This window comes from Terriglobales bacterium, from assembly GCA_035651655.1.
Taxonomy (GTDB): domain Bacteria; phylum Acidobacteriota; class Terriglobia; order Terriglobales; family Acidobacteriaceae; genus DASRFG01.
The window spans coordinates 12,673-32,524 of sequence record DASRFG010000037.1 but is presented as its reverse complement, the minus strand read 5'-3'; the positions used below and the strand labels follow the sequence as shown (position 1 = coordinate 32,524).

17 protein-coding genes are annotated in these 19,852 nt (G+C 58.5%); 12 read left to right on the top strand and 5 right to left on the bottom strand.

Annotated features, from left to right (window positions below; all coding sequences use genetic code 11):
• Positions 1-84: 84 nt before the first annotated feature.
• The 10 genes from VFA76_17410 (at position 85) to VFA76_17365 (ending at position 10,288) form a co-directional block, all read left to right on the top strand.
• A complete protein-coding gene (locus VFA76_17410) occupies positions 85-252 on the top strand; it encodes a Flp family type IVb pilin (protein HZR33627.1) in 168 nt (55 codons plus the stop codon).
• A gap of 27 nt (positions 253-279) precedes the next feature.
• Positions 280-840, top strand: a complete 561-nt coding sequence (locus tag VFA76_17405) for an A24 family peptidase (GenBank protein HZR33626.1) — start codon at positions 280-282, stop codon at positions 838-840.
• An 88-nt stretch (positions 841-928) separates the two neighbouring features.
• Positions 929-1,753, top strand: coding sequence for a Flp pilus assembly protein CpaB (gene cpaB, locus VFA76_17400; GenBank protein HZR33625.1), 825 nt, complete (start codon positions 929-931; stop codon positions 1,751-1,753).
• 71 nt (positions 1,754-1,824) lie between these two features.
• Positions 1,825-3,324, top strand: coding sequence for a type II and III secretion system protein family protein (locus VFA76_17395; GenBank protein ID HZR33624.1), 1,500 nt, complete (start codon positions 1,825-1,827; stop codon positions 3,322-3,324).
• A 31-nt stretch (positions 3,325-3,355) separates the two neighbouring features.
• On the top strand, positions 3,356-4,528 hold the full coding sequence (locus tag VFA76_17390) for an AAA family ATPase (protein ID HZR33623.1): 1,173 nt from the start codon (positions 3,356-3,358) through the stop codon (positions 4,526-4,528).
• A gap of 15 nt (positions 4,529-4,543) precedes the next feature.
• Positions 4,544-5,848: a CpaF family protein gene (locus VFA76_17385; GenBank protein HZR33622.1), complete on the top strand. Its 1,305-nt coding sequence runs from the start codon at positions 4,544-4,546 to the stop codon at positions 5,846-5,848.
• A gap of 30 nt (positions 5,849-5,878) precedes the next feature.
• A complete protein-coding gene (locus tag VFA76_17380; GenBank protein HZR33621.1) occupies positions 5,879-6,850 on the top strand; it encodes a type II secretion system F family protein in 972 nt (323 codons plus the stop codon).
• 3 nt (positions 6,851-6,853) lie between these two features.
• Positions 6,854-7,759 carry a type II secretion system F family protein gene (locus VFA76_17375; GenBank protein ID HZR33620.1) on the top strand — a complete coding sequence of 302 codons (906 nt, stop codon included), beginning with the start codon at positions 6,854-6,856 and terminating at the stop codon, positions 7,757-7,759.
• A gap of 91 nt (positions 7,760-7,850) precedes the next feature.
• Positions 7,851-8,249 (top strand): DUF192 domain-containing protein, encoded by a 399-nt coding sequence (locus VFA76_17370; GenBank protein ID HZR33619.1) that lies wholly within the window; start codon positions 7,851-7,853, stop codon positions 8,247-8,249.
• On the top strand, positions 8,246-10,288 hold the full coding sequence (locus VFA76_17365; GenBank protein HZR33618.1) for a hypothetical protein: 2,043 nt from the start codon (positions 8,246-8,248) through the stop codon (positions 10,286-10,288). The genes VFA76_17370 and VFA76_17365 overlap by 4 nt, the downstream gene beginning before the upstream one ends.
• Before the next feature lie 48 nt (positions 10,289-10,336).
• On the opposite strand, the gene VFA76_17360 is transcribed toward VFA76_17365, so the two are convergent.
• From VFA76_17360 to VFA76_17345, 4 genes are all read right to left on the bottom strand, one after another.
• Complete coding sequence (locus VFA76_17360) at positions 10,337-11,974, bottom strand: hypothetical protein (GenBank protein HZR33617.1); 1,638 nt, start codon at positions 11,972-11,974, stop codon at positions 10,337-10,339.
• 81 nt (positions 11,975-12,055) lie between these two features.
• Entirely contained in the window at positions 12,056-15,199 is a 3,144-nt protein-coding gene (locus VFA76_17355; protein HZR33616.1) for an efflux RND transporter permease subunit, read from the bottom strand.
• Positions 15,200-15,222: 23 nt separating this feature from the next.
• Positions 15,223-16,404, bottom strand: a complete 1,182-nt coding sequence (locus VFA76_17350) for an efflux RND transporter periplasmic adaptor subunit (protein HZR33615.1) — start codon at positions 16,402-16,404, stop codon at positions 15,223-15,225.
• A 78-nt stretch (positions 16,405-16,482) separates the two neighbouring features.
• Positions 16,483-17,148, bottom strand: coding sequence for a TetR/AcrR family transcriptional regulator (locus VFA76_17345; GenBank protein ID HZR33614.1), 666 nt, complete (start codon positions 17,146-17,148; stop codon positions 16,483-16,485).
• Between the two features lie 128 nt (positions 17,149-17,276).
• Between VFA76_17345 and VFA76_17340 the strand changes: the two genes are divergently transcribed.
• Positions 17,277-18,593 (top strand): NAD(P)/FAD-dependent oxidoreductase, encoded by a 1,317-nt coding sequence (locus tag VFA76_17340; GenBank protein ID HZR33613.1) that lies wholly within the window; start codon positions 17,277-17,279, stop codon positions 18,591-18,593.
• Positions 18,594-18,607: 14 nt separating this feature from the next.
• Complete coding sequence (locus tag VFA76_17335; protein ID HZR33612.1) at positions 18,608-19,330, top strand: SDR family NAD(P)-dependent oxidoreductase; 723 nt, start codon at positions 18,608-18,610, stop codon at positions 19,328-19,330.
• 57 nt (positions 19,331-19,387) lie between these two features.
• On the opposite strand, the gene VFA76_17330 is transcribed toward VFA76_17335, so the two are convergent.
• Positions 19,388-19,783, bottom strand: a complete 396-nt coding sequence (locus VFA76_17330) for a response regulator (GenBank protein ID HZR33611.1) — start codon at positions 19,781-19,783, stop codon at positions 19,388-19,390.
• Between the last annotated feature and the right edge of the window lie 69 nt (positions 19,784-19,852).

Below are 19,852 nucleotides of genomic sequence, written 5' to 3'. Positions count from 1 at the left end.
CGGGTACTCGGGAAGCGCTCTGGATTGCAGGTAAGAAGCAGCATCGAGCCCCAGGCTCGAACTATCTCCATAGGGGAGGCGGTAATGACGGAAGTAATTCGCAGGATGTGGCAGGACGATGAAGGCCAGGACATTGCCGAATACGCAGTGATGTTGGCGGTGATCCTGGTAATTGTGGTGGGAACGATTCGGTTGATAGGAACGAAGTCAAACACCGTGTTCTCGCAAGTTTCCAGTTCAATCGGAACTTAGTTAGGCCGAGGAGTGGAGGCTGGATTCATGGTTTGCACAATGGCGACAGCGGGGTTGCTAGTACATCGCTTAAGAGCGGACCAGGCGACCATGTGGAACGCTCTGATCCTGGCGTTTGTGCTCACCGTCGCCATCGGTGACATTCGTTGGCGGAAGATTCCGCGCTGGATGACCACTTTAGCGGTGTTGGGCGGCCTGGTGTTCCATCTGGTGTCGGGTGGCTTTGTGTCTGCGCTGATTGCCACACTAGTGGCCTTCGGGGTGGGACTGAGCTTTTTTCAGCTCGGGGCGATCGGCGGCGGAGATGTAAAGCTGATTACCGCGCTGGGCGCCTTGCTAGGCCTGGATCGCTGGATCCTAGCGATGGAAGTGGCCGTTCTTGCCGCGGCCGTCATTGGAGTGGCGCAGGCGGTGCGACGAGGAATGTTGAAGCAGATGCTACGCAATATTGCAGAACTGGTGAAGTGGCTGGCGGGAAGAGGGGCGGTAGCCCATCCCGGGATCAATGTACGCAATGCAGCCATGGTCCGGGCGCCGTTTGGGGTGGCCGCAGCTCTGGGAACCATCTTTGCGGTGTTCCGGCCATGAACCAAAACCCGAAGGCAACTGCACTCTTGGTGATTGTTCTAGGGCCTTCATTGCGATTGAATGAATCGAGCTTGAACGAGGAGATGTGATGAACCGCAATCGCCTGTTATTGATTGGTGTTATGGCGCTGGGGCTGGGCGCTCTGGTCAGCTACGTGGTGTACAACACCTTGCGCAAGACCGTGGCCAGTGTGAAAGAGGCCAACACTCAAGTGGTGGTGGCTGCCACGGACATGCAGGTCGGCTCCAAGATTGAGGACAAAAACCTGCGGGAGATCAAGCTGCCAGGCGGCGAACTGCCTGCGGGTTATTACCAGCATAAAGGTGAATTGCTGGGCCGGGGGGTGATCCTGCCGATCAGCAAGGGCGAATTCGTCCTGCCGGGCAAACTGGCGGCGGAGAATGCGGGCGCAGGACTGCCTTCGCTGATTCCGCCGGGAATGCGCGCGGTTTCGGTCCGCGTTAACGATGTAGTGTCGGTTGCCGGTTTCGTGGTTCCGGGTACCAGAGTTGACGTCCTGCTCACCGGTAATCCAAAAGGCACTAACGAACCTTTGACCACCACTGTCCTCGAAAATGTGGAAGTGCTGGCGGCGGGTCAGAGACTGCAGCGCAATTCTCAAGGCGAGCCGCAACAGGTGCCGGTGATCACGTTGCTGGTGTCACCCGATGATGCGCAAAAGTTAACCATGGCGGGGCAGGATGGCAGAATCCAGCTCTCATTGCGCAACCCACTCGACACCACCGAGGAGAACCTGAGCGTAATCAAGGACTCGTCGCTCTACAAAATGCCGGTTGCCAAAGAGGTCGGTCCAAGCCGGCCGAAGGTGCGGAGAGCGGCCGCAACGCCCTCACCGAATGTTTACGTGATCGAGATGATCAAAGGTGACAGGCGAGACACGACCAAGTTTTAGAAAACTGAGCGAATAACGGAATATCTCCCCCGATATCCCAAGCAAGTGCTGGTGAGCGGAGAGGAAGAAAAATGCGATTCTTCAAAGCAACTTTGAGTGTGTGCGGGCTGACGGTGCTGGCGACCACGTTGCTGCTGGCACAAGCGACGAATGCGACAAACCCGACTGCCACGCCGCCAGCAACGCAGCAGGGCGCACCGGCAACCAGCGGTCAGCAAGCCTCACCCGAGCAAACTCTGCCCACGGGCAGCGGGCAACAGTCAACCACGGTTCCTGGCCCCTCAGCCAGCAACGCGCAGAGTCCAGAGCAGGGGCCGGCCCCGTTGCGGGTTATGGTTGGCAAGTCCTTGCTGATTAACACCACCGAGCGCCTGAAGCGAGTCTCGGTCACTGATCCCAACGTGGCGGACGCAATTGTAGTGACGCCCACGCAGATCCTGGTACACGGTCGCGCGCCCGGCGAAATTTCGTTGCTGATCTGGGATGAAGCGGAACGTTCACGGAGCTTTGATCTGCGGGTAGATGTTGACGTGACCGCATGCGCGGAAGAGATCCACCGCATATTTCCTGATGAGCAGATCAACGTGACCCCGTCGCGAGCAGCGGTCGTCCTTTCCGGACACGTCTCTACGGAGGATGTGGCGAAACGCGCGGGGCTTATCGCAGATGCCTACAGCAAGACGGTGGTGAACGTCCTTACCTTCGGCCCGGTGGGCGCCCAGGAGATCTTGTTGGAAGTGAAATTCGCCGAAGTGGACCGGAGCTGGTTGACGCAGTACGGGCTGAATATATTTTCCACTGGCGCCGGGAACAGTATCGGGATGCTACAAACCCAGCAATTTGGCTCCACGAATACATTTAATTTGAAAGACGTGACGCCCCACGCCCCCGGACTTCCGGGTACTACGACCTTTCCCAATCTTGACCCCTTGAACCTGTTTCTCTTCCGGCCCGATCTCCACCTGGGCGCGACATTGCGTGCCCTGGAGCAGAAGAACCTTCTGCAGATCCTGGCGGAACCGAACCTGATCGCGGTGAACGGTAAGGAGGCCAGCTTTCTGGCGGGCGGAGAATTTCCCTTCCCCGTGGTACAGCCTGGCGCGGGTTTCACCGCGGTGAGCATACAGTTCAGACAGTTCGGCGTGGTCCTGAAATTCACTCCCGTCATCATGCCCAATGGCAACATTCACCTGAAGGTGGCGCCGGAAGTAAGCCAGTTGGATTTCTCCAATGCGCTTACGATCTCGGGTTTTGTGATTCCGGCCTTGAGCACGCGGAAAGCAGAAACCGAACTCGAGATGCAGGATGGCCAGACCTTTGTGATCGCCGGGTTGATGGACAATCGGGTGACCAACATCAATGAAAAAATTCCCGGGCTGGGGAACCTTCCGATCATCGGCAACCTGTTCAAGAGCAAAAGCAACCAGAAGAACCACTCGGAGCTGATGGTCCTGGTTACGGCCCGCAGGATTTCGCCTTCGATAAGCGCGCCCCCTTTGCCCAAACATCCGAAACCGTACCTCGACAAAGAGAAGTTCGACGGCGGTCAGAATTCAACCGGAGGCAAGTGACACCTAAACACCCAGGGAAGGTAGCGGAGCAATGGCAGAACTGGCAGTAGTGATTTTGGCGACGGACGAGGAGCAGCGCTCGGTGCTGCAAATGCTTGTGGATGGGACCAACGTAGCTCGCACAGTGCACAGCGCCGCCAGTCTGCCGGTGGCGGCCACGGACCCATTGGTGCGCCGCATTCAGAGCCTGGCGACTGACGTACTGCTGGTTGATATCCCGTCGGAGAACCCCACGCCGGCGATACGAGCCATCGAGATGCTAAAGGCAGAAGTTTCCAGCGCGGCCATTTTCGCGATTGGCAGCATGTCGCAACCGCAGGTGATCGTGGGCGCAATGCGCGCGGGAGCGCGCGAGTACATTGAGCGCCCCACTACCACCACCGCTCTGCTGGAAGCATTCGTACGACTCACCGCCGCGCAACGCAAGGCACGGTCGGAAAGCGGTCACCGCGGCAAAGTATTCACCGTAATCAACGCCAAAGGTGGAACGGGGGCAACCACGGTTGCCGTAAACACGGCGCTTTCCCTGCAAGGTTCTCACGGTGGCGTGGTGCTGGTGGACCTGGCCCCCCTGGGCCATGCCGCTCTTCACTTGAATGTTAAGCCGCTGTTCACGGTGGCAGATGCCCTACGCAACCTGCACCGCATGGACACTTCCCTGCTGGAAAGTTTTATGACGCGCCATCCTGATGCGTTGCACTTGCTGGCTGGCATGAGCGCTCCCGCCGGCGTGGAGCCCACCACCAGCGAATTCGCCGCGTTGTTCGACATGCTGGTTGGCCACTATCGCTACGTGGTGGTGGACGCTTCGACGCGGCTGGATGTGGCCACGCGGCTGGTCTGCAATCTATCAGAATGCGTGCTCCTGGTGGCGCATACCGATGTGGCCTCACTGTGGAGCGCCTCGAGGGTGCTGCAGTATCTCGGTGAATCGGGAGGGCGCGAGCGGGTGAGGCTGGTGCTGAACCGGTTTCGAAAGATTCCGGGGTTCAGCGAGAGCGATGCCGAGGCGGCCACGGGCGCAAAGTTGCTTTGGAAGATCCCCAATCACTATTTCGCGGTATCGAATTCCATTGATCGGGGAGTACCCGTAATCCAGCAAAACCATTCAGAAATTGCCCGTTCTTTTGCCGGGCTGGCGGCGGCGCTCACGGAGAACGATGGCGGAAAGAACGCATCCTGGTCGTTGTTCAAGACGGTTTAGGGATAGGTGTAACTCATGGGTACCTTGGGAACAAGTGCAAGCTTCGAACGGACCGAGTACCAGCAGGTCAAGGCTGATCTCCACCGCAAGATTCTGGACCGCCTAAACCTGGAAAAATTGGGCCGCACGCCGAACGAGGCGGCCCGGGAAGAGGTCCTCACGTTGATCCGCAACTCCGTGAACGGAGAGGCGGTGCCGCTAAGTTTTGCCGAACGCGAACGGCTGGCCCGGGAAATCCTGGATGAGATTTTTGGATTAGGTCCGCTGGAGCCGCTGCTGAAGGACCCCAGCATCTCCGATATTTTGGTGAACCGCTACAACCAGGTCTATGTAGAGCGGGCCGGCAAGCTGGAGCCGACCGGGCTCACCTTCAAAGACGATCAGCACCTGATGCAGATCATTGATCGCATCGTATCGCGAGTGGGACGACGGGTGGATGAATCGTCACCCATGGTAGACGCACGGTTGCCTGATGGCTCGCGTGTGAACGCCATCATTCCGCCGCTGGCGATTGATGGACCGTGCCTCTCCATCCGGCGTTTCGGACGCGATCCTTTGACGGCACGCAACCTGATCGAAAACAAGACCCTGACTGAGCCCATGCTGGAGATGCTGGCCGCCATGGTGAAGGGCCGGCTCAATCTGCTGATCTCGGGTGGAACCGGCGCCGGCAAAACGACATTGCTCAATGTTCTTTCCGGTTATATTCCGAACTCAGAACGGGTCGTCACTATTGAAGACGCCGCCGAATTGCAGTTGAAGCAGGAGCACGTGGTGCGCCTGGAGACACGCCCACCCAATATTGAAGGTAAAGGCGCTATTCGGCAGCGGCAGCTGGTAATCAACAGCTTGCGTATGCGTCCGGACCGCATAGTGGTCGGCGAAGTCCGTGGCGAAGAAGCGTTCGACATGTTGCAGGCCATGAATACGGGTCACGAAGGGTCGTTGACCACGGTCCACGCCAACACCCCACGGGACGCGCTCTCCCGCGTGGAAAACATGGTCTCCATGGCCAATCTGAATATTCCGGAGCGGGCGGTACGCCAGCAGATCGCTTCCGCCATCCACGCAGTGGTGCAGATTGCGCGCCTCTCTGACGGCACGCGCAAATTGGTGTCCATTGCTGAGGTCACCGGCATGGAAGGCGAAGTTATTTCCATGCAGGAAGTGTTCACCTTCGAGCGTAAGGGACTGGGCGAGGGCGGCAAAGTCCGGGGCGTGCTGAAGGCGACCGGAATTCGGCCCAAGTTTGCCGAGCGCCTTATTGCCAGTGGGTGCCGTTTGCGAGCGGCGCTGTTCGAATCGCAAGTGGAGACGTAGAAGCGGGCCAAGTTTTTCGGAGGCAGGAAGATGTTGCTTGCGTTGATCGCGTTAGTAATTTTCGTGCTGGTGGCGGCGGGAGTATTTTCGCTGGCTTCGTTGCTGGACCAGCGCGGTTCTCATGCGCGTGTCCTGAGGGAACGCCTGGCGACCGTGCAACTGGCGAACGATCGTACGTCCAGCGACGAGCTGGCATTGCTGCGCGACGAGATGCTGAGCGACATTCCCGCGCTGAATCGTTTGCTGCAAGGTTCGACCCGAATCTCAGGCCTGCAACGGCTGCTCGCGCAGGCAGACACCAAGATGAAGGCGGGCAAGTTCCTGGTGTTTACTGTGGCCAGCGCTGTGCTGCTGTGGGGCGTGGTGGTGTTGATTACCGCCAATCCGTTGTTTGGGGCACTGGGCGCGATAGCGGGTTTGTTTATCCCGTATATCTACGTTTCTTTTCTGCGCGCCAGCCGTTTCCAGAAATTTGAAGAGATCTTTCCGGAAGCCATTGACACTCTGGCCCGAGCCGTACGTGCCGGGCACGCTTTCACCACGGCGCTGGAACTGATCTCCAACGAAATGGCAGAGCCGGTATCGGGAGAATTTCGCAAGCTGTACGAAGAACAGAAGTTCGGCCTGCCAGTGAAGGACGCACTCCTCAACCTGGCAGACCGGGTGCCCATCGTGGACGTGAAATTCTTCGTCACTGCAGTGATGCTGCAGCGGGAAACCGGCGGCAACCTGGCAGAAATTCTGGATGGCCTCTCCTACGTGATACGCGAGCGCTTCAAAATCCTGCGCCAGGTGCGGGTGTACACGGCACAGGGACGCATGACCATGATCCTGCTGATGGTCCTGCCCATTGTGGTGGCGGTTGTGTTGTCAGTGATGAGCCCGGAGTTCATTAAGCCTTTGCTCTATGACCCGCTGGGTCATTGGCTGATTGCGGCGGGTTTCACGCTACAGGTGCTGGGATATTTCTTTATTCGGAAGATCATTCGGATACAGGTCTAATTTATGGCATTGACACTGGCAATTTTGCTGTTCGTAACCGTCTTCGCGGCGGTATTCGCCTTTGGCGCGGCAACCATGGCGCCGGCCTCTGTACTGGGCAGCCGCCTGCGTTCACTGGGATGGCAGCGCTCGCAGCCGGAGGAAAAGCCGGCGATGAAAGAGCGCGTAGAGCAGGTGATGGATCCGCTCTCTAAGGCTTTGCCCAAGTCGCCTACCGAGGTATCGTCAACCCGTGTATTGCTGATGCAGGCCGGCTACCGCGATCCCAAACACCTGACTATCTATTTTGGCTTCCGCGCCATGCTGGCATTTGGCGCACTGGTGATCGCAGTCGTCACCGGCGTGGGAATCAGTTCGCCATTGTTGCTGGTAGCACTTCCTTTGGGCGGATACATGGTCCCCCGCTTCATGTTGAAGCGGAAGATCCGCCAGCGCCAGTTGCGGATTCGCCTTGCCCTTCCCGATGCGCTGGACCTGCTGGTGATCTGCGTGGAGGCCGGGTTGGGCTTGGACCAGGCTTTGCAGCGCGTAGGCGAAGACCTGCGACATGCGCATCCTGACCTAAGCGATGAATTGCGCCTGGTCAATCTGGAAATGCGCGCCGGAAAAGCCCGGCAAGAGGCATTGCGCAATCTGGCGGAGCGTACCGGCGTGGATGACATAAAGGCGCTGGTGGCGGTGCTGATCCAGACCGACCGCTTCGGCACGAGCATCGCGCAGGCGTTGCGCGTGCACTCAGACGCGTTGCGCACCGAGCGGCGGCAACGAGCTGAAGAACAGGCTGCAAAAACTACCATCAAGATGGTGCCCGTTCTGGTCTTGTTTGTTTTTCCCTCCATGTTTTTCGTGAGTCTGGGCCCGGCAGCCATACAGATGATCCGCGTTCTGCTTCCGGAGTTGGGACAATGACACCGGGAGTAGTGGCGGTGCTGGTGGTGCTGCTGTTGTTAGGACTAGTGGCCTACAACCGGCAAAAGGACCGAGTCTAGGAGATTTTTGAATGCCCGGGAACTCGCGGAAGGGGTATGCGTTCAATCACACGCGGCAGGCGTTCCTGGCGACCGAGCTATTGGTCGCTGACACGCACTGGAGCCGGCTGCGCGGTCTGATGGGAACCGAGGCCACGAGTTTCCGCTTCGGCCAGGGCCTCTGGATCGTTCCCAGTCATGGGGTGCACACAATGGCCATGCGCTATCCCATTGACGTCATTTACCTCAACAATGGGAAAACCGTTATCCATCTGGAAGAGAACGTAAAACCATGGCGGTTTGCGCCGATACGGATGGAAGCGGCCACCGTCATCGAGCTGCCCTGCCACACCGTCTGGAACACCGGCACGACCATTGGGGACGTGATTGAGATCGCCTTCGGAGTTTCAAAGAAAGCGGAGGGTGCATGACCGAACTCTTCGCGGTGAAGGAAGCTCCCGACACTCTGCTCATGGATGAAGTGTTCACCCAAGCTCCTAATTTCCTGATCGAGTGGGAACCGCGCTGGGCGGCATTTTCCAGCTCGCTCGGCCCAGCGATGCAAAAATCGTCGCGACAACTTCGCGGCGAGTGCAATCCTGGACTTTTTCCCGGCTACCGGATCCTGATCGCGTGGGCGCTGGAAGTGGTGCTGTTGATCGCGGCCATCAGTATTCCAAGCGCCTTGCAGCGCATGCAGCCGTACACGCCGTTGACGCGCCCCAAGTACGACGTTATTTACTACTCTGGCGATTACCTGCCGCAGACCACGGACACCGGCGGCACCCACGCTGGGCACACAGGTCGCGCCGGAGGCAGGCATGCCAAGCATCCCACGCAGGTGATCAAGGTGGCGCGCGGCGATGCGCAGACCGAAAAAGTTGTGGACGCCCCCAAGCTGAAACTTCCGCGCAGCGACGATGCGGTGGCGAACCTGATCGCAGTGGCAGCCGCCAAACCCGGCCCGCCTCCAACCGAGGGTCTGCGTCCGCTCTCCAAACCTAAGTTGCTCTTGCCGGAAGATGCGATTGCGCCAACACCTGAGGTCTCGCGGCAGAAATTGCAGAAAATGGCGCTGATGGATGTTTCCGCCGTCCCTCCCCAGCCGGAGGTAACACGCGACAAGCTGGCAAAGGCTCCGCTGATGGATACCACCGTGGTGCATCCTGCGCCAGAGGTGATGCGGGATAAATTGGCAAAAACCGCGATGCCGGAAACCACTGTGGTTCATCCGGCGCCCACTGGAATCGCGCGGGAAAAAGTGAAGCTGCCGGAGATCAAAGACAACGTGGTGCCTCCTCCGGTGAGCGCTCCGGTTCGCGAATCGCAACTCCAGGCCAAGTTGTCACTGCCTCCTCCGACCGTGGTCCAGCCTCCGCCCAGCAGCACCAACCTGGCACATGAAATTTGGGGGATGGCAGGATCGTTATTTGGTGGCGGCAAAAAAGATGTTGTGCCCCCGCCGGTGGATGCGCAGGGCGGCAGCCTGGGCAAGACATCGTCCCCAGCAATGTCCTTTGGCGGTGACCGGGAAGGCGCGGTTGTGCCTCCTCCGCCTGACCTGGCCGGGGGTACAGCTCACGGAAGCAAGAGCGGGAATGCCATGGCGGGCCTGGGAGCCAGCCCAGTGTTGGCACCTGCAGGAGGTGGCAATTCACGCTCGTCGGGTGTAGTGGCCTCGTCGCAGCCAGGCGCCAAGCTCGGAGTTCCGGGAAACGCTGGCGCGGGCTCGATTGCCATGTCTCCGGACGGTAACGGCACCGCCGGGTTGGGTGGCAAGGGCAGCGGCGCGGGAACGGGCGCAGGCGCTGGTCCGGGCAGCGGAAAAGTGGGTGAAGGCTCGGGCGCGACAGACACGGGAATTGGATTTGGCGCGAACCGCGCCAACAACAGCGGCATCAGCAGCAGCCCGGGGCACGGCGGCGCGGGTAGCGGCGGTGGGAAGACCGAGGTAGCCGGGATCGCTATCCGGGGAGGCGTGGTCAACCTGCCGAGTTTCTCAAGCGGCGGGGACGCGCCCAGCACTCCACCGCGCACCCCCAGTGAGCGGCCCATCCATCCCCCGGCGATCACCATTGTGGCGACGGCGCGTTCGGGCGGAGCACTCAACCTTTACGGCGCCCTGAAGGGCGACAAGGTTTACACCATTTACATAGATACGCATCAGGGCATCGCAGTGCTGCAGTTCGCCGCGCCTCCGGCCAAGGGCGGCTTCGACGAGGATCTGACGCCACCCGAACCTGAACAGACCGAATTGCCGCCGGAATTGAAGAAGTCACGCGTGCTGGTGGAGTGCAATATCAATCCCTCCGGCTATCTTAGTGAACTGAAGGTATTGCAGACACCCGGCGGGAATGTAACCGCCAAAATGCTTGAGGCGTTGGAAGGGTGGCGGTTCCGGCCAGCGCTCAAGGGACAGAACCCAATCGCAGTGCAGGCGATCTTAGGGTTCAACATTGACACGAAGTAATGTGTAATTGCGGAATTGCTAATCGTGTAATTGGAAATCCTTCAGCCCTCAGGAGCGGCGACCAAAGATAATTGCCACTCCGTCGTCGTAAACCACTCGCCATTTAGGAATCTCTTTCAGCGCATTCGCAAGGGTTGACTCGGGACGAATCAGCACCCAATTGACGTGCCAGCGATCCAGCACCGATTCCCAATTAGGCTGGACATCTTTCACCTTGATGTAGTCTTTGACAAAATCTTCGCCGTAAAAGTCGTGGCGATCGTCGGTAAAAACCTGGTAGCCGTTCAGGCGATAAATGAGATAACCGCCCCAGTAGTCGGGATTAAAGACCTGCCGCTGAACTCCGTGAGTCGCAAGATAATCAGCGGCTTTCACGGGAAATCTGTGATCATCGAAATGTGCGTTCAGTAACTGGCGATCGCCGAGACGTCCGCCATGGGCACACACCCACAGAGTTCCTGCGACAAACAGCACTGGAACTATGTGGCCGCGAAAGCCAAGTTCGGTCCTGGCCAGACGACCGGAGAGGCCATCGAGTTTTGCCAAAAGGCGGCGGGAGAATAGCGAACCTGCGGCTGGAGCAAGCTGCGAGGAAGCTTTTGCCACAACGTCAGAAAGCAACGGCGCTACGGTAAGAGTTAGCAGGATGCAAGCAATGGGAATGTTGCGCGCGGCGTACAGTCCAGCGTACACGCTGAACAGAATGACCAAAAGATGGGCGGCGCGCAGCTTGCGGCGATTCAACGCCAGAACCAGAAAGCTCAAGAGCAAAACGGCGGCAAAGAATTTCTCCGCAGCATGGTGAAAGTTGGGCGAGAGAAATTCCTGAATATTGTTCATGTAGAACGAGCTGGTGAGATAGCCGTAGATGTGCTGCCACAACTTGTAGCCGTGTGGGTTCACCACGGTCGCAGCCAGAGTCAGCAGTCCGGCGACGCCCAGATTATGGATGCGGTTTGTTTCCACCGCATGGGCGGCGTTGTCAGGAGCGCGCCAGCGGTCCCAAAGAGCGCCTGCGAGGTACAAACCTATCAGAGCAAGCCCGACGATGAATCCCCCGTGCACATTAACCCAGATCAGCATCAGCACAGGAAGCCAGAGAAGACTGCGTAAACTCTGACGGTTGGATTCGGAACTGGAAGTTGCATTCTCGAGAATCTCCCACCAGACCAGGACGAACAACCAGGTGAACAAGTGGGGACGTGCCAGAAAATGAATGCTCGATGCCATGAACGACAGAATCACGAATAGAGCGGCGCTCAGCAGATGCCCGCTGCGGGCCACGGTGCGGCGCAAGAGAAGCGCAAAGACGCCCGCGATCACTAAAGCGCTCAAGAGAACAATGCCATTTAAACCCAGGAGCGAGTCGGTCGCCCCGGCCGCCACATCGTAGAGCCACTCCCAGGAGTACCAACGCTGGCCAAACATGGTGTAAGAAAAGTAGTCCTCGCGCGGGACGGCCCGAGTCTGCAGAATGTGCTGACCATTGCGAATATGCCAGCCGGTGCCGGCATCACCTAACAGCCTCGTCTGGAGAGGACCGTAGGTCAGGGCAAAAAAAATGGCGATAAAGATCACATCGGCAATCGAGGGCGCAAGCCAGCGAAACCAGGCAGGTCCAGACTGCTCGACAGCTCGCGAACTGTGGTGTGGTGAGGCCGTGGCGGTGGCGCCGGCTAAGGTCATGAGGAACGTGGTTTCATGTTAACCCGGAGATGCCGGAGACCGAAGCAAATCGCTGCGAAACTCCTGATGGTAGATCGACCGTTAGTCGTGTGACCGGCTGACGAGTTCCGGTTCGCGTACAAATTCAGGCTGCTCCCCGGCGGGGCGGCGACGCCGTAGCCTCTTCACCCAGTTCTGGAAGGATTCCATATAAGTGTAATAAACGGGAGTGATGTACAGGGTCAACAATTGGGAGAATACCAACCCGCCCACAACCGCCAACCCCAGGGGCCGGCGCGATTCAGAGCCCGCTCCGAAGCCCAGCGCAATCGGCAGCGTTCCCATGAGCGCGGCCATGGTGGTCATCATGATTGGCCGGAAGCGGACCAGCGCGCCTTCGTAGATAGCTTCCCCGGCTGACTTCCCTTCCCGGCGCTGGGCCTCGAGCGCGAAGTCAATCATCATGATGGCGTTCTTTTTGACAATGCCGACCAGCATGATCACGCCTACAAAGGCGTAAAGGTTGAGGTCCATATGGAACAGCATCAGCGTAAGCAGCGCGCCAAAACCCGCTGACGGCAACCCGGAGAGAATGGTCAGCGGATGAATGAAGCTCTCGTACAGGACACCGAGCACCAGATAGATGACGAGAATGGCCATCAACAGCAGTAGTCCGAGACCCTTGAACGAAGACTGGAAAGCCTGCGCCGTGCCCTGAAAACTGGTGCTCATGGTGCTGGGCAACAAGTGTTGAGCAACCTTATTGACGACGCCAACTGCATCCCCGAGGGCGACGCCCGGACGCAAGTTGAAACTGATGGTGACCGCTGGAAGCTGCCCGAGGTGGTTGACGCTCAGCGGACCGAGGCTGCGCGTAAGAGTCGCCACTGCATTCAGCGGCACCAGTTGGCCGCGCGAGGAGCGTACGTAAAGCATGGAGAGCGCTTCCGGATCCAACTGATATTGGTCCTCGAGCTGCATGATGACGTAATAGGTGTTATTCGGGGTGTAGATGGTCGAGATCTGCCGCTGCCCGTAAGCGCTGTAGAGCGCATCTTCAACCTGCTGCGCGGTGATACCCAGGGCAGAGGCCTTATCGCGATCAATCTGCACATTGATCTGCGGGTTCTTCACCTGCAGATCGCTGGTTACGTCCTGAAGCAAACGCTGTGTATCCGGATCGCCGCGAAGTTTGGCCTCTAATTTGGGGGCGTACTCGTATAGCTCCTTGGTGTCCGGGCTCTGAAGCGTGAACTGGTACTGGCTTTTTGTGAGCTGGCCGCCAATGCGAATGGGCGGCAGCACCTGCGCGAAGGTATTGATCCCCGGAATTTGAGCGAGCTGCGGACGGAGCTCCTGGATCAACTGCAACGCGCCCTTGCGTTCGTTGCGAGGCTTCAAGTGGATGAAGATGCGCCCCGCGTTTGCACCGGCAACGGTGGAAAAGAACTCCTGCCTCCAGGGCTGGCGTTCGACGACTTCGTTGAGCGCCTTCTGGTGGCGAACCATGCTCTGGAAAGAGACGTCCTGCGGCCCTTCGGTGAAGACAAAGATCTGTCCCGTGTCCTCGTCGGGTAGGAATCCCTTGGGCACGATCGTGAAGAGGTATACGGTGGCGACCAACACCAGCAGCGAGACCGACATGGTTGCCAAGCGGTGGCGCAGGGTCTTCTGCAGCGTCCAGTCATAACCGTGCAGCAGGCCATTGAACATGCGTTCCGTAAACGCGTAAGCGCGCCCGTGGCCCTCCTCTTTGGGAGGGCGCAAGAAGCGGCTACACAGCATTGGCGTAAGGCTGAGAGAAACAAATCCTGAGACCAGAATTGCAGCGCCGATGGTCACCGCAAATTCGTGCAGCAGCCGCCCCAGAATGCCGCCCATGAACAAGATCGGAATGAAGACCGCAGCCAATGACAAGGTCATGGACACGATAGTGAAGCCGATCTCGCGAGAGCCGCGCAATGCAGCCTGCATCACCGGCTCGCCCATCTCCATGTGGCGGACGATGTTTTCCAGCATGACGATGGCGTCGTCCACCACGAATCCCACCGACAAAGTCAGAGCCATGAGCGAGAGATTGTCGAGCGAATAGTTCAGCAGGTACATCACGGCGAAGGTGCCCACAATCGACATGGGCAGCGCCAGGCTGGGAATGGCCGTAGCAGAGATATTCCTCAAAAAGAGGAAGATCACCATGATGACCAGCATCAGTGCCAGAAGCAGCGTGAACTTCACATCGTTGACCGAACTGCGAATCGAAACTGACCGGTCGTAGAGGATGTTCAACCGCACCGCAGGCGGAATCAGGGCCCGGAACTTGGGCAACAATTGCTTGATGGAGTCCACGACTTCGACGGTGTTGGTACCGGGCTGCCGCTGGATCGCCAGTACGATGGCGCGTTCGACCCCGTTGTCACTCCCGTACCAGCTTGCGGTCTTGTCATTTTGGACGCTGTCGAATGTTTTGCCAATGTCGGAGAGGCGGACCGGAGCCCCGTTGCGATAGGCCACAATCAGTGGAGCGTATTGCGAGGCCCGCATCAGCTGACCGGTGGCTTGTACGGTGAAAGCCTGGTGAGAGCCGTAGAGAATTCCTGTGGGCAGGTTGACGTTGCCGCTGGCCACCGCTTGCTGGACTTCGTCAATGCCGATCTGCCGGCTAGCCAAAGCTTTCGGATCCAACTGCGTGCGCACCGCATATTTTTGCGAGCCGAAGACGCTCACCTGGGCGACGCCGCTGACCATCGAGATGCGCTGCGCCATCAGCGTTTCGGCGTACTCATCTATGTCAGAGAGGCGCATGCTGGGTGAACTCAGCGCCAGATAGAGAATCGGCGAGTCCGCCGGGTTTACTTTCTGATAGGAAGGCGGAGCGGGAAGGTTCTGCGGCAAATCGCGGGCAGCGGCTGAGATCATGGACTGGACATCTTGCGCCGCGGCATCCAGACTACGGCTCAGATTGAACTGCAGCGTGATCTGCGTCGTGCCCTGGGAGCTGGTTGACGTCATCGAGTCCAGGCCAGCAATGGTCGAGAACTGCTTCTCCAGCGGCATGGCGACCGACGATGCCATGGTGTCGGGATTGGCTCCGGGCAGGCTGGCACTCACCAGGATGGTCGGAAAATCAACGTTCGGCAGGTCGCTCACCGGAAGATCACGATAGGCAATGATCCCGAACATGAGGATCGCCATCATGACCAGAGTGGTCATCACCGGGCGTTTAATGAAGGTTTCAGCGACACTCATCTACGCGTGTACTCCGAAAATCGCTACTCGCCGCCAGGCTGATTTGAAGAATTGTTGCCGGCTGCAGTCGGTTGACCCACCGGCGACTTAAGTTCCACTTTTGCCCCAGGAACAAGCCGCAACTGGCCGTCCGTGACCACGCGTTCTCCGGGCTGAAGCCCTTTTTGGATCACGGCTTGCGAGCCGACGTTCTGGCTGACCACGACCGGCCGCGATTCCGCCGTCATGTCTGGCTTGATTACGTAAACAAACTGCCCGTTCTGACCAGTTTGCAGGGCCTGCGCTGGAACGACTATGGCATCCGGACGGGTGGCCAGGGTCAACGCCGTATTAACGAACTGGCCCGGCCACAGCCGGCGCTGGCGGTTGGGAAAGGTCCCCTTAAGCTTAATTGTGCCGGTGGTCTGGTCAACTTGATTGTCCAGGAAGCTAAGCTCACCGACTCCCAACGGTTCCGTGCTATGGGGCACACTGGCGCTGACCGGGAGTTTTCTCCGGCTGAAAGATTGCTTAATTTCTTCCAGGTACTGCTCCGGAACGGTGAAGGTGACGTAAATGGGTTCGACCTGGTTGATGGTCACCAGAATCGGAACATCGTTGGCTTTGACCATGTTGCCGGCCTTCACCATCAGATTACCGGTGCGACCCTGGAGTGGAGAATAAATAGTGCAGTACGTCAGCTGAACCTTGGCGTTCTCTACCGCAGCCTTGTCTGCCTCAACCGCGGCATCGAGCGCAGCCGCCGAAGTGGTCATTTGCTCGGCTTGTTCTTTGGCAATGACTCCGGCCTTTTCCAGGGCGTCATAGCGGCGGGCTTGGGCTCGGGCATTCTCCGCCTGAGCGATGTCGTGTGCGAGATTTCCCTTTTGTTGGGCGAGCGCGGCTTCAAAAGGACGCTTATCAATGGCGAACAGAAGCTGGCCTTTGCGGACGTAATCCCCTTCCTTGAAATAGACGCCGGTCAGTTGGCCCGAAACATTCGGCTTAATGAAAACCGTTGAATAAGCCTCGACAGCGCCAATTGCGGTGATCTGAACCGGGACGCTCTTCTGTTCAACCGAGGCCACCACCACAGGCACCACCTGGGGCGCTGCCGCCTGGGTCTTTTGCTGGGAGCACGCCGCCAGCCCACCCGCGAATAGCGCGACGAGAAGTAAAGTGGCCACCGTGAGCAGCATATTTTTAAAGCGCTGGTTAAGTTTCATGGCTTGCATAATCGGTTGGTTCTAGCCTGGATTCGCCCTTCGTATTCGACGTCAACAAACCTCTTTCGACACTGCTATTTACGACTTCTTGCCTGGTTTTCCGGACCCGTTATGGGGTTGCTTTTCGTCTTTCAGCAGCATGCCTTTCAGCCAGATATCGGTCAGCACCTGGCTTACTTCCCGATGTTCGAATTTCTGGTAACGCTTCCACCCGAACAACTCCTGCATCCAGGAGTGATAGACGACCATGCCAATGAAGCCGCGCGCCGCCAGCAACGGATTCACCTCCCGAAACCGGCTCTCACTGATGCCAAGACGGATGTGGTCTGCGAGTATTTCGTAATATTCGGCCACGTAGGTACGGAAGAAACGGTGCGATAGCCGGTGGTTTTCAAGTGCCGTGAAGAGCAGCAGGCGCGAGAGCGTGGTGTCCCTGGCCCGGCGCTCAAGTATTTCCTGTGCCAAGGCCGAAAAAACTTCGCGATCGCTGCCGCCCTGGCGAAGCCTGTCTTTCAGAAATTCACCCGCGGGACGCCGGCACTTGTGCTCGATCACCGCCCAGTAAAGATCTTCTTTGGTTGGAAAATGGCGGAAGATGATGGCCTCGTTCACCCGTGCCCTTTCGGCAATCTGGCGAGTCGTGGTGCCCTGGAAGCCGCGGCGGGCGAATAACTGCAGGGCCACGTCCATGATCTGCTGCCGGCGGTCGGCAGCGGAGAAGCGAACTGGAGCGGTCGCGGCCATGTAAGTAACTGCTTACTTTAATCCCAAGGGCTTAGCGCGGTCAACGCCGCCGGTAAGGCTCTCTGGCGCGTTCGGGATATTTTTCAACCCCACCACACATTCGCGAATCCCTATAGGTAGAGTTAGGTATGGCAAAGAAGTCTAATGCGCGGGTAGTTGTGGTTGGAGGCGGTTTTGGCGGGTTGACTGCTGCCCGCGCTTTGTCGCACCTGCCGGTGCAGGTCACGTTGGTGGATCGGAAGAACCACCACACCTTCCAGCCCCTGTTGTACCAGGTAGCAACTGCGGGACTGTCACCGGGAGACATCACCGCGCCCATGCGTTGGGTAATGCGGCATTCACCCAACGTTGAAGTGATAATGGCGGAGGTCAGCGGTTTCGACCTGGCTCGCAGGAAAGTGCAGGCAGCAGAGCTCGAACTTCCCTATGACTACCTCATCGTTGCCGCCGGGGCGAAGCACGCTTACTTTGGCCATGAACAGTGGGAGGCATGCGCGCCGGGTCTTAAGACAATTGAAGACGCGCTGGAAATTCGCAATCGCGTGCTGCTGGCATTCGAGTTGGCGGAACGCGAAGCCGCAACCGGTCGCGGACAGATGCCGCTGAATTTCGTGGTTATTGGTGGAGGCCCCACAGGCGTGGAATTAGCGGGAACGCTGGCAGAAATCGCCCATAACGCGCTGTCTCGCGATTTTCGGGCAATTGATCCCAAGCGCGCACGAATCATCCTGGTTGAGGGCGGCCCGCGAGTGCTTCCGGCTTATCCCGAAGACCTTTCCCGCAGCGCGGAGAAACAGCTAACCCGTTTGGGAGTGGAGGTGCTCACGTCTGCAATGGTCACCGATGTGCGGCCGGGATCCGTACACATGGGTGAGAAGGTGCTGCCGGCCACGGTGATTTTGTGGGCGGCAGGCGTGGCGGCCTCGCCGCTGGGAAGGAAACTGGGCGTGGCCGTGGATCGCGTTGGAAGGGTGCCGGTGCTGAGCGATCTGAGCCTGCCGGAACATCCGGAAGTGTTTGTGATCGGTGACCTGGCGGCATTTCAAGATGAGGCCGGAAAACTATTACCGGGAGTGGCGCCGGTAGCTATCCAGGAAGGCAATGCGGTCGCCAGGAACATAGCGCGCGAGCTGCAGGGAAAGTCGCGACTTCCCTTCCACTACCGGGATAAGGGCAGCCTGGCGACCATCGGCCGGGCGGCCGCGGTGGCAGACTTCGGAAGATTGCATATCTCGGGTTACCTCGCCTGGCTGGCATGGCTGTTTGTGCACATTTTCTTTCTGATCGGCTTCCGCAACCGCATCCTGGTGCTGTTTCAGTGGGCGTGGTCGTACATCACCTATCAACGCGGAGTGCGGCTGATTACGGGTTCGCCGGAACTCTGCGCAGCGCCTGAAGAACAAGCCGAGCTGGCGAGAAGGGTTGGGGTAACGAAGGTCGGGTAGAACGAGATGACGCTATGAAACAAGGTGGCATTCTGCAACAACAGGTTTCGGTTGTGACTGGCGGTGGCCGCGGCATCGGAGCAGCGATTGCCAGCAAGCTGGCGGATTTCGGAGCGGACGTGGTGATTTGCGGACGGTCGTTGCAAACGCTCAAAGAGACTGCCGACCGCATCCGCGGGGCGGGTGGTAAGTGCGAGGCGGTTGAGTGCGATGTAACCGATATGCATTCCGTCGAGAAGCTGGCCGGCTGGGTGGAGAAGAAGTTCGGGCGAGTGGATATTCTGGTGAACAATGCCGGGGTGGGTGGCTTCGGAGGGCCACTGCACAGCTTGCCGCCTGATGTCTGGGACGGCATACTCAACACCAACCTGCGCGGCGCTTACTACTGCATTCGCGGCTTTGCTCCCGCCATGATCCGCGCGCGGCGTGGCGACATTGTTAACATCTCGTCCATTGCCGGCAAGAATGCTCTGCCTAATGGAGCCGCGTATGCCGCGTCGAAGTGGGGACTCAATGGGCTCAGCTACTCGGTGGCGGAGGAATTGCGCGGCTACAACATTCGGGTATCGGTCGTGTGCCCCGGATCGGTGCAGACGGAGTTAAGTCCTCATACCGGACGGGACACCAGCAAAATGCTGCAACCTGAAGACGTTGCGCATGCAGTGGCGATGATAGTAACCGAGCCGCAGCGCGCCTTCGCGAGCGAAGTGATTTTGCGGCCCACGCAGAAACCCTGATTCTAAAGCTGGTCCTTGGCTCCGGGCAGGGTGACAATCAAGGCAAAGCGGAGTGTCTTAGCCGCGAAAGAGGTCCTGCTCTCGCGCATGACCCCGGCTCAGAGTTTCAAGTAAAACTTCAGGGCTGGTGGGTTTGGGCAGCACTTCGAAAACATGGCCCCCGGCCCTCGCATTTTGCAACGCCTCCGTGGCGCTGGTGTCGCCCGAAATGAGGAGTACCCTGCAGTCAGGCAGGAACTTCCGAAGGCGAATGGCGGCATCAATCCCGTTTAGGCCGGGCAGCAGAATGTCTGAAATGAGAATATCGGGTGGTTCGAAGCGAGCCTTTGTGAGCGCATCTTCAGCGTTGTCAGCTCCCTTTACGTCGAAGCCATTGTGCTGGAGAACCAACAGGATGGTCTCGAGAACCACGGGGTCGTCGTCAACCACCAGGATTTTGCGCTTGTCCGTCATATAGTTGAGCCCCCGCGGCCCGATGCAGCGTCCATTGCCAGAGTACGGACATATGCGTGCTAATTCAAC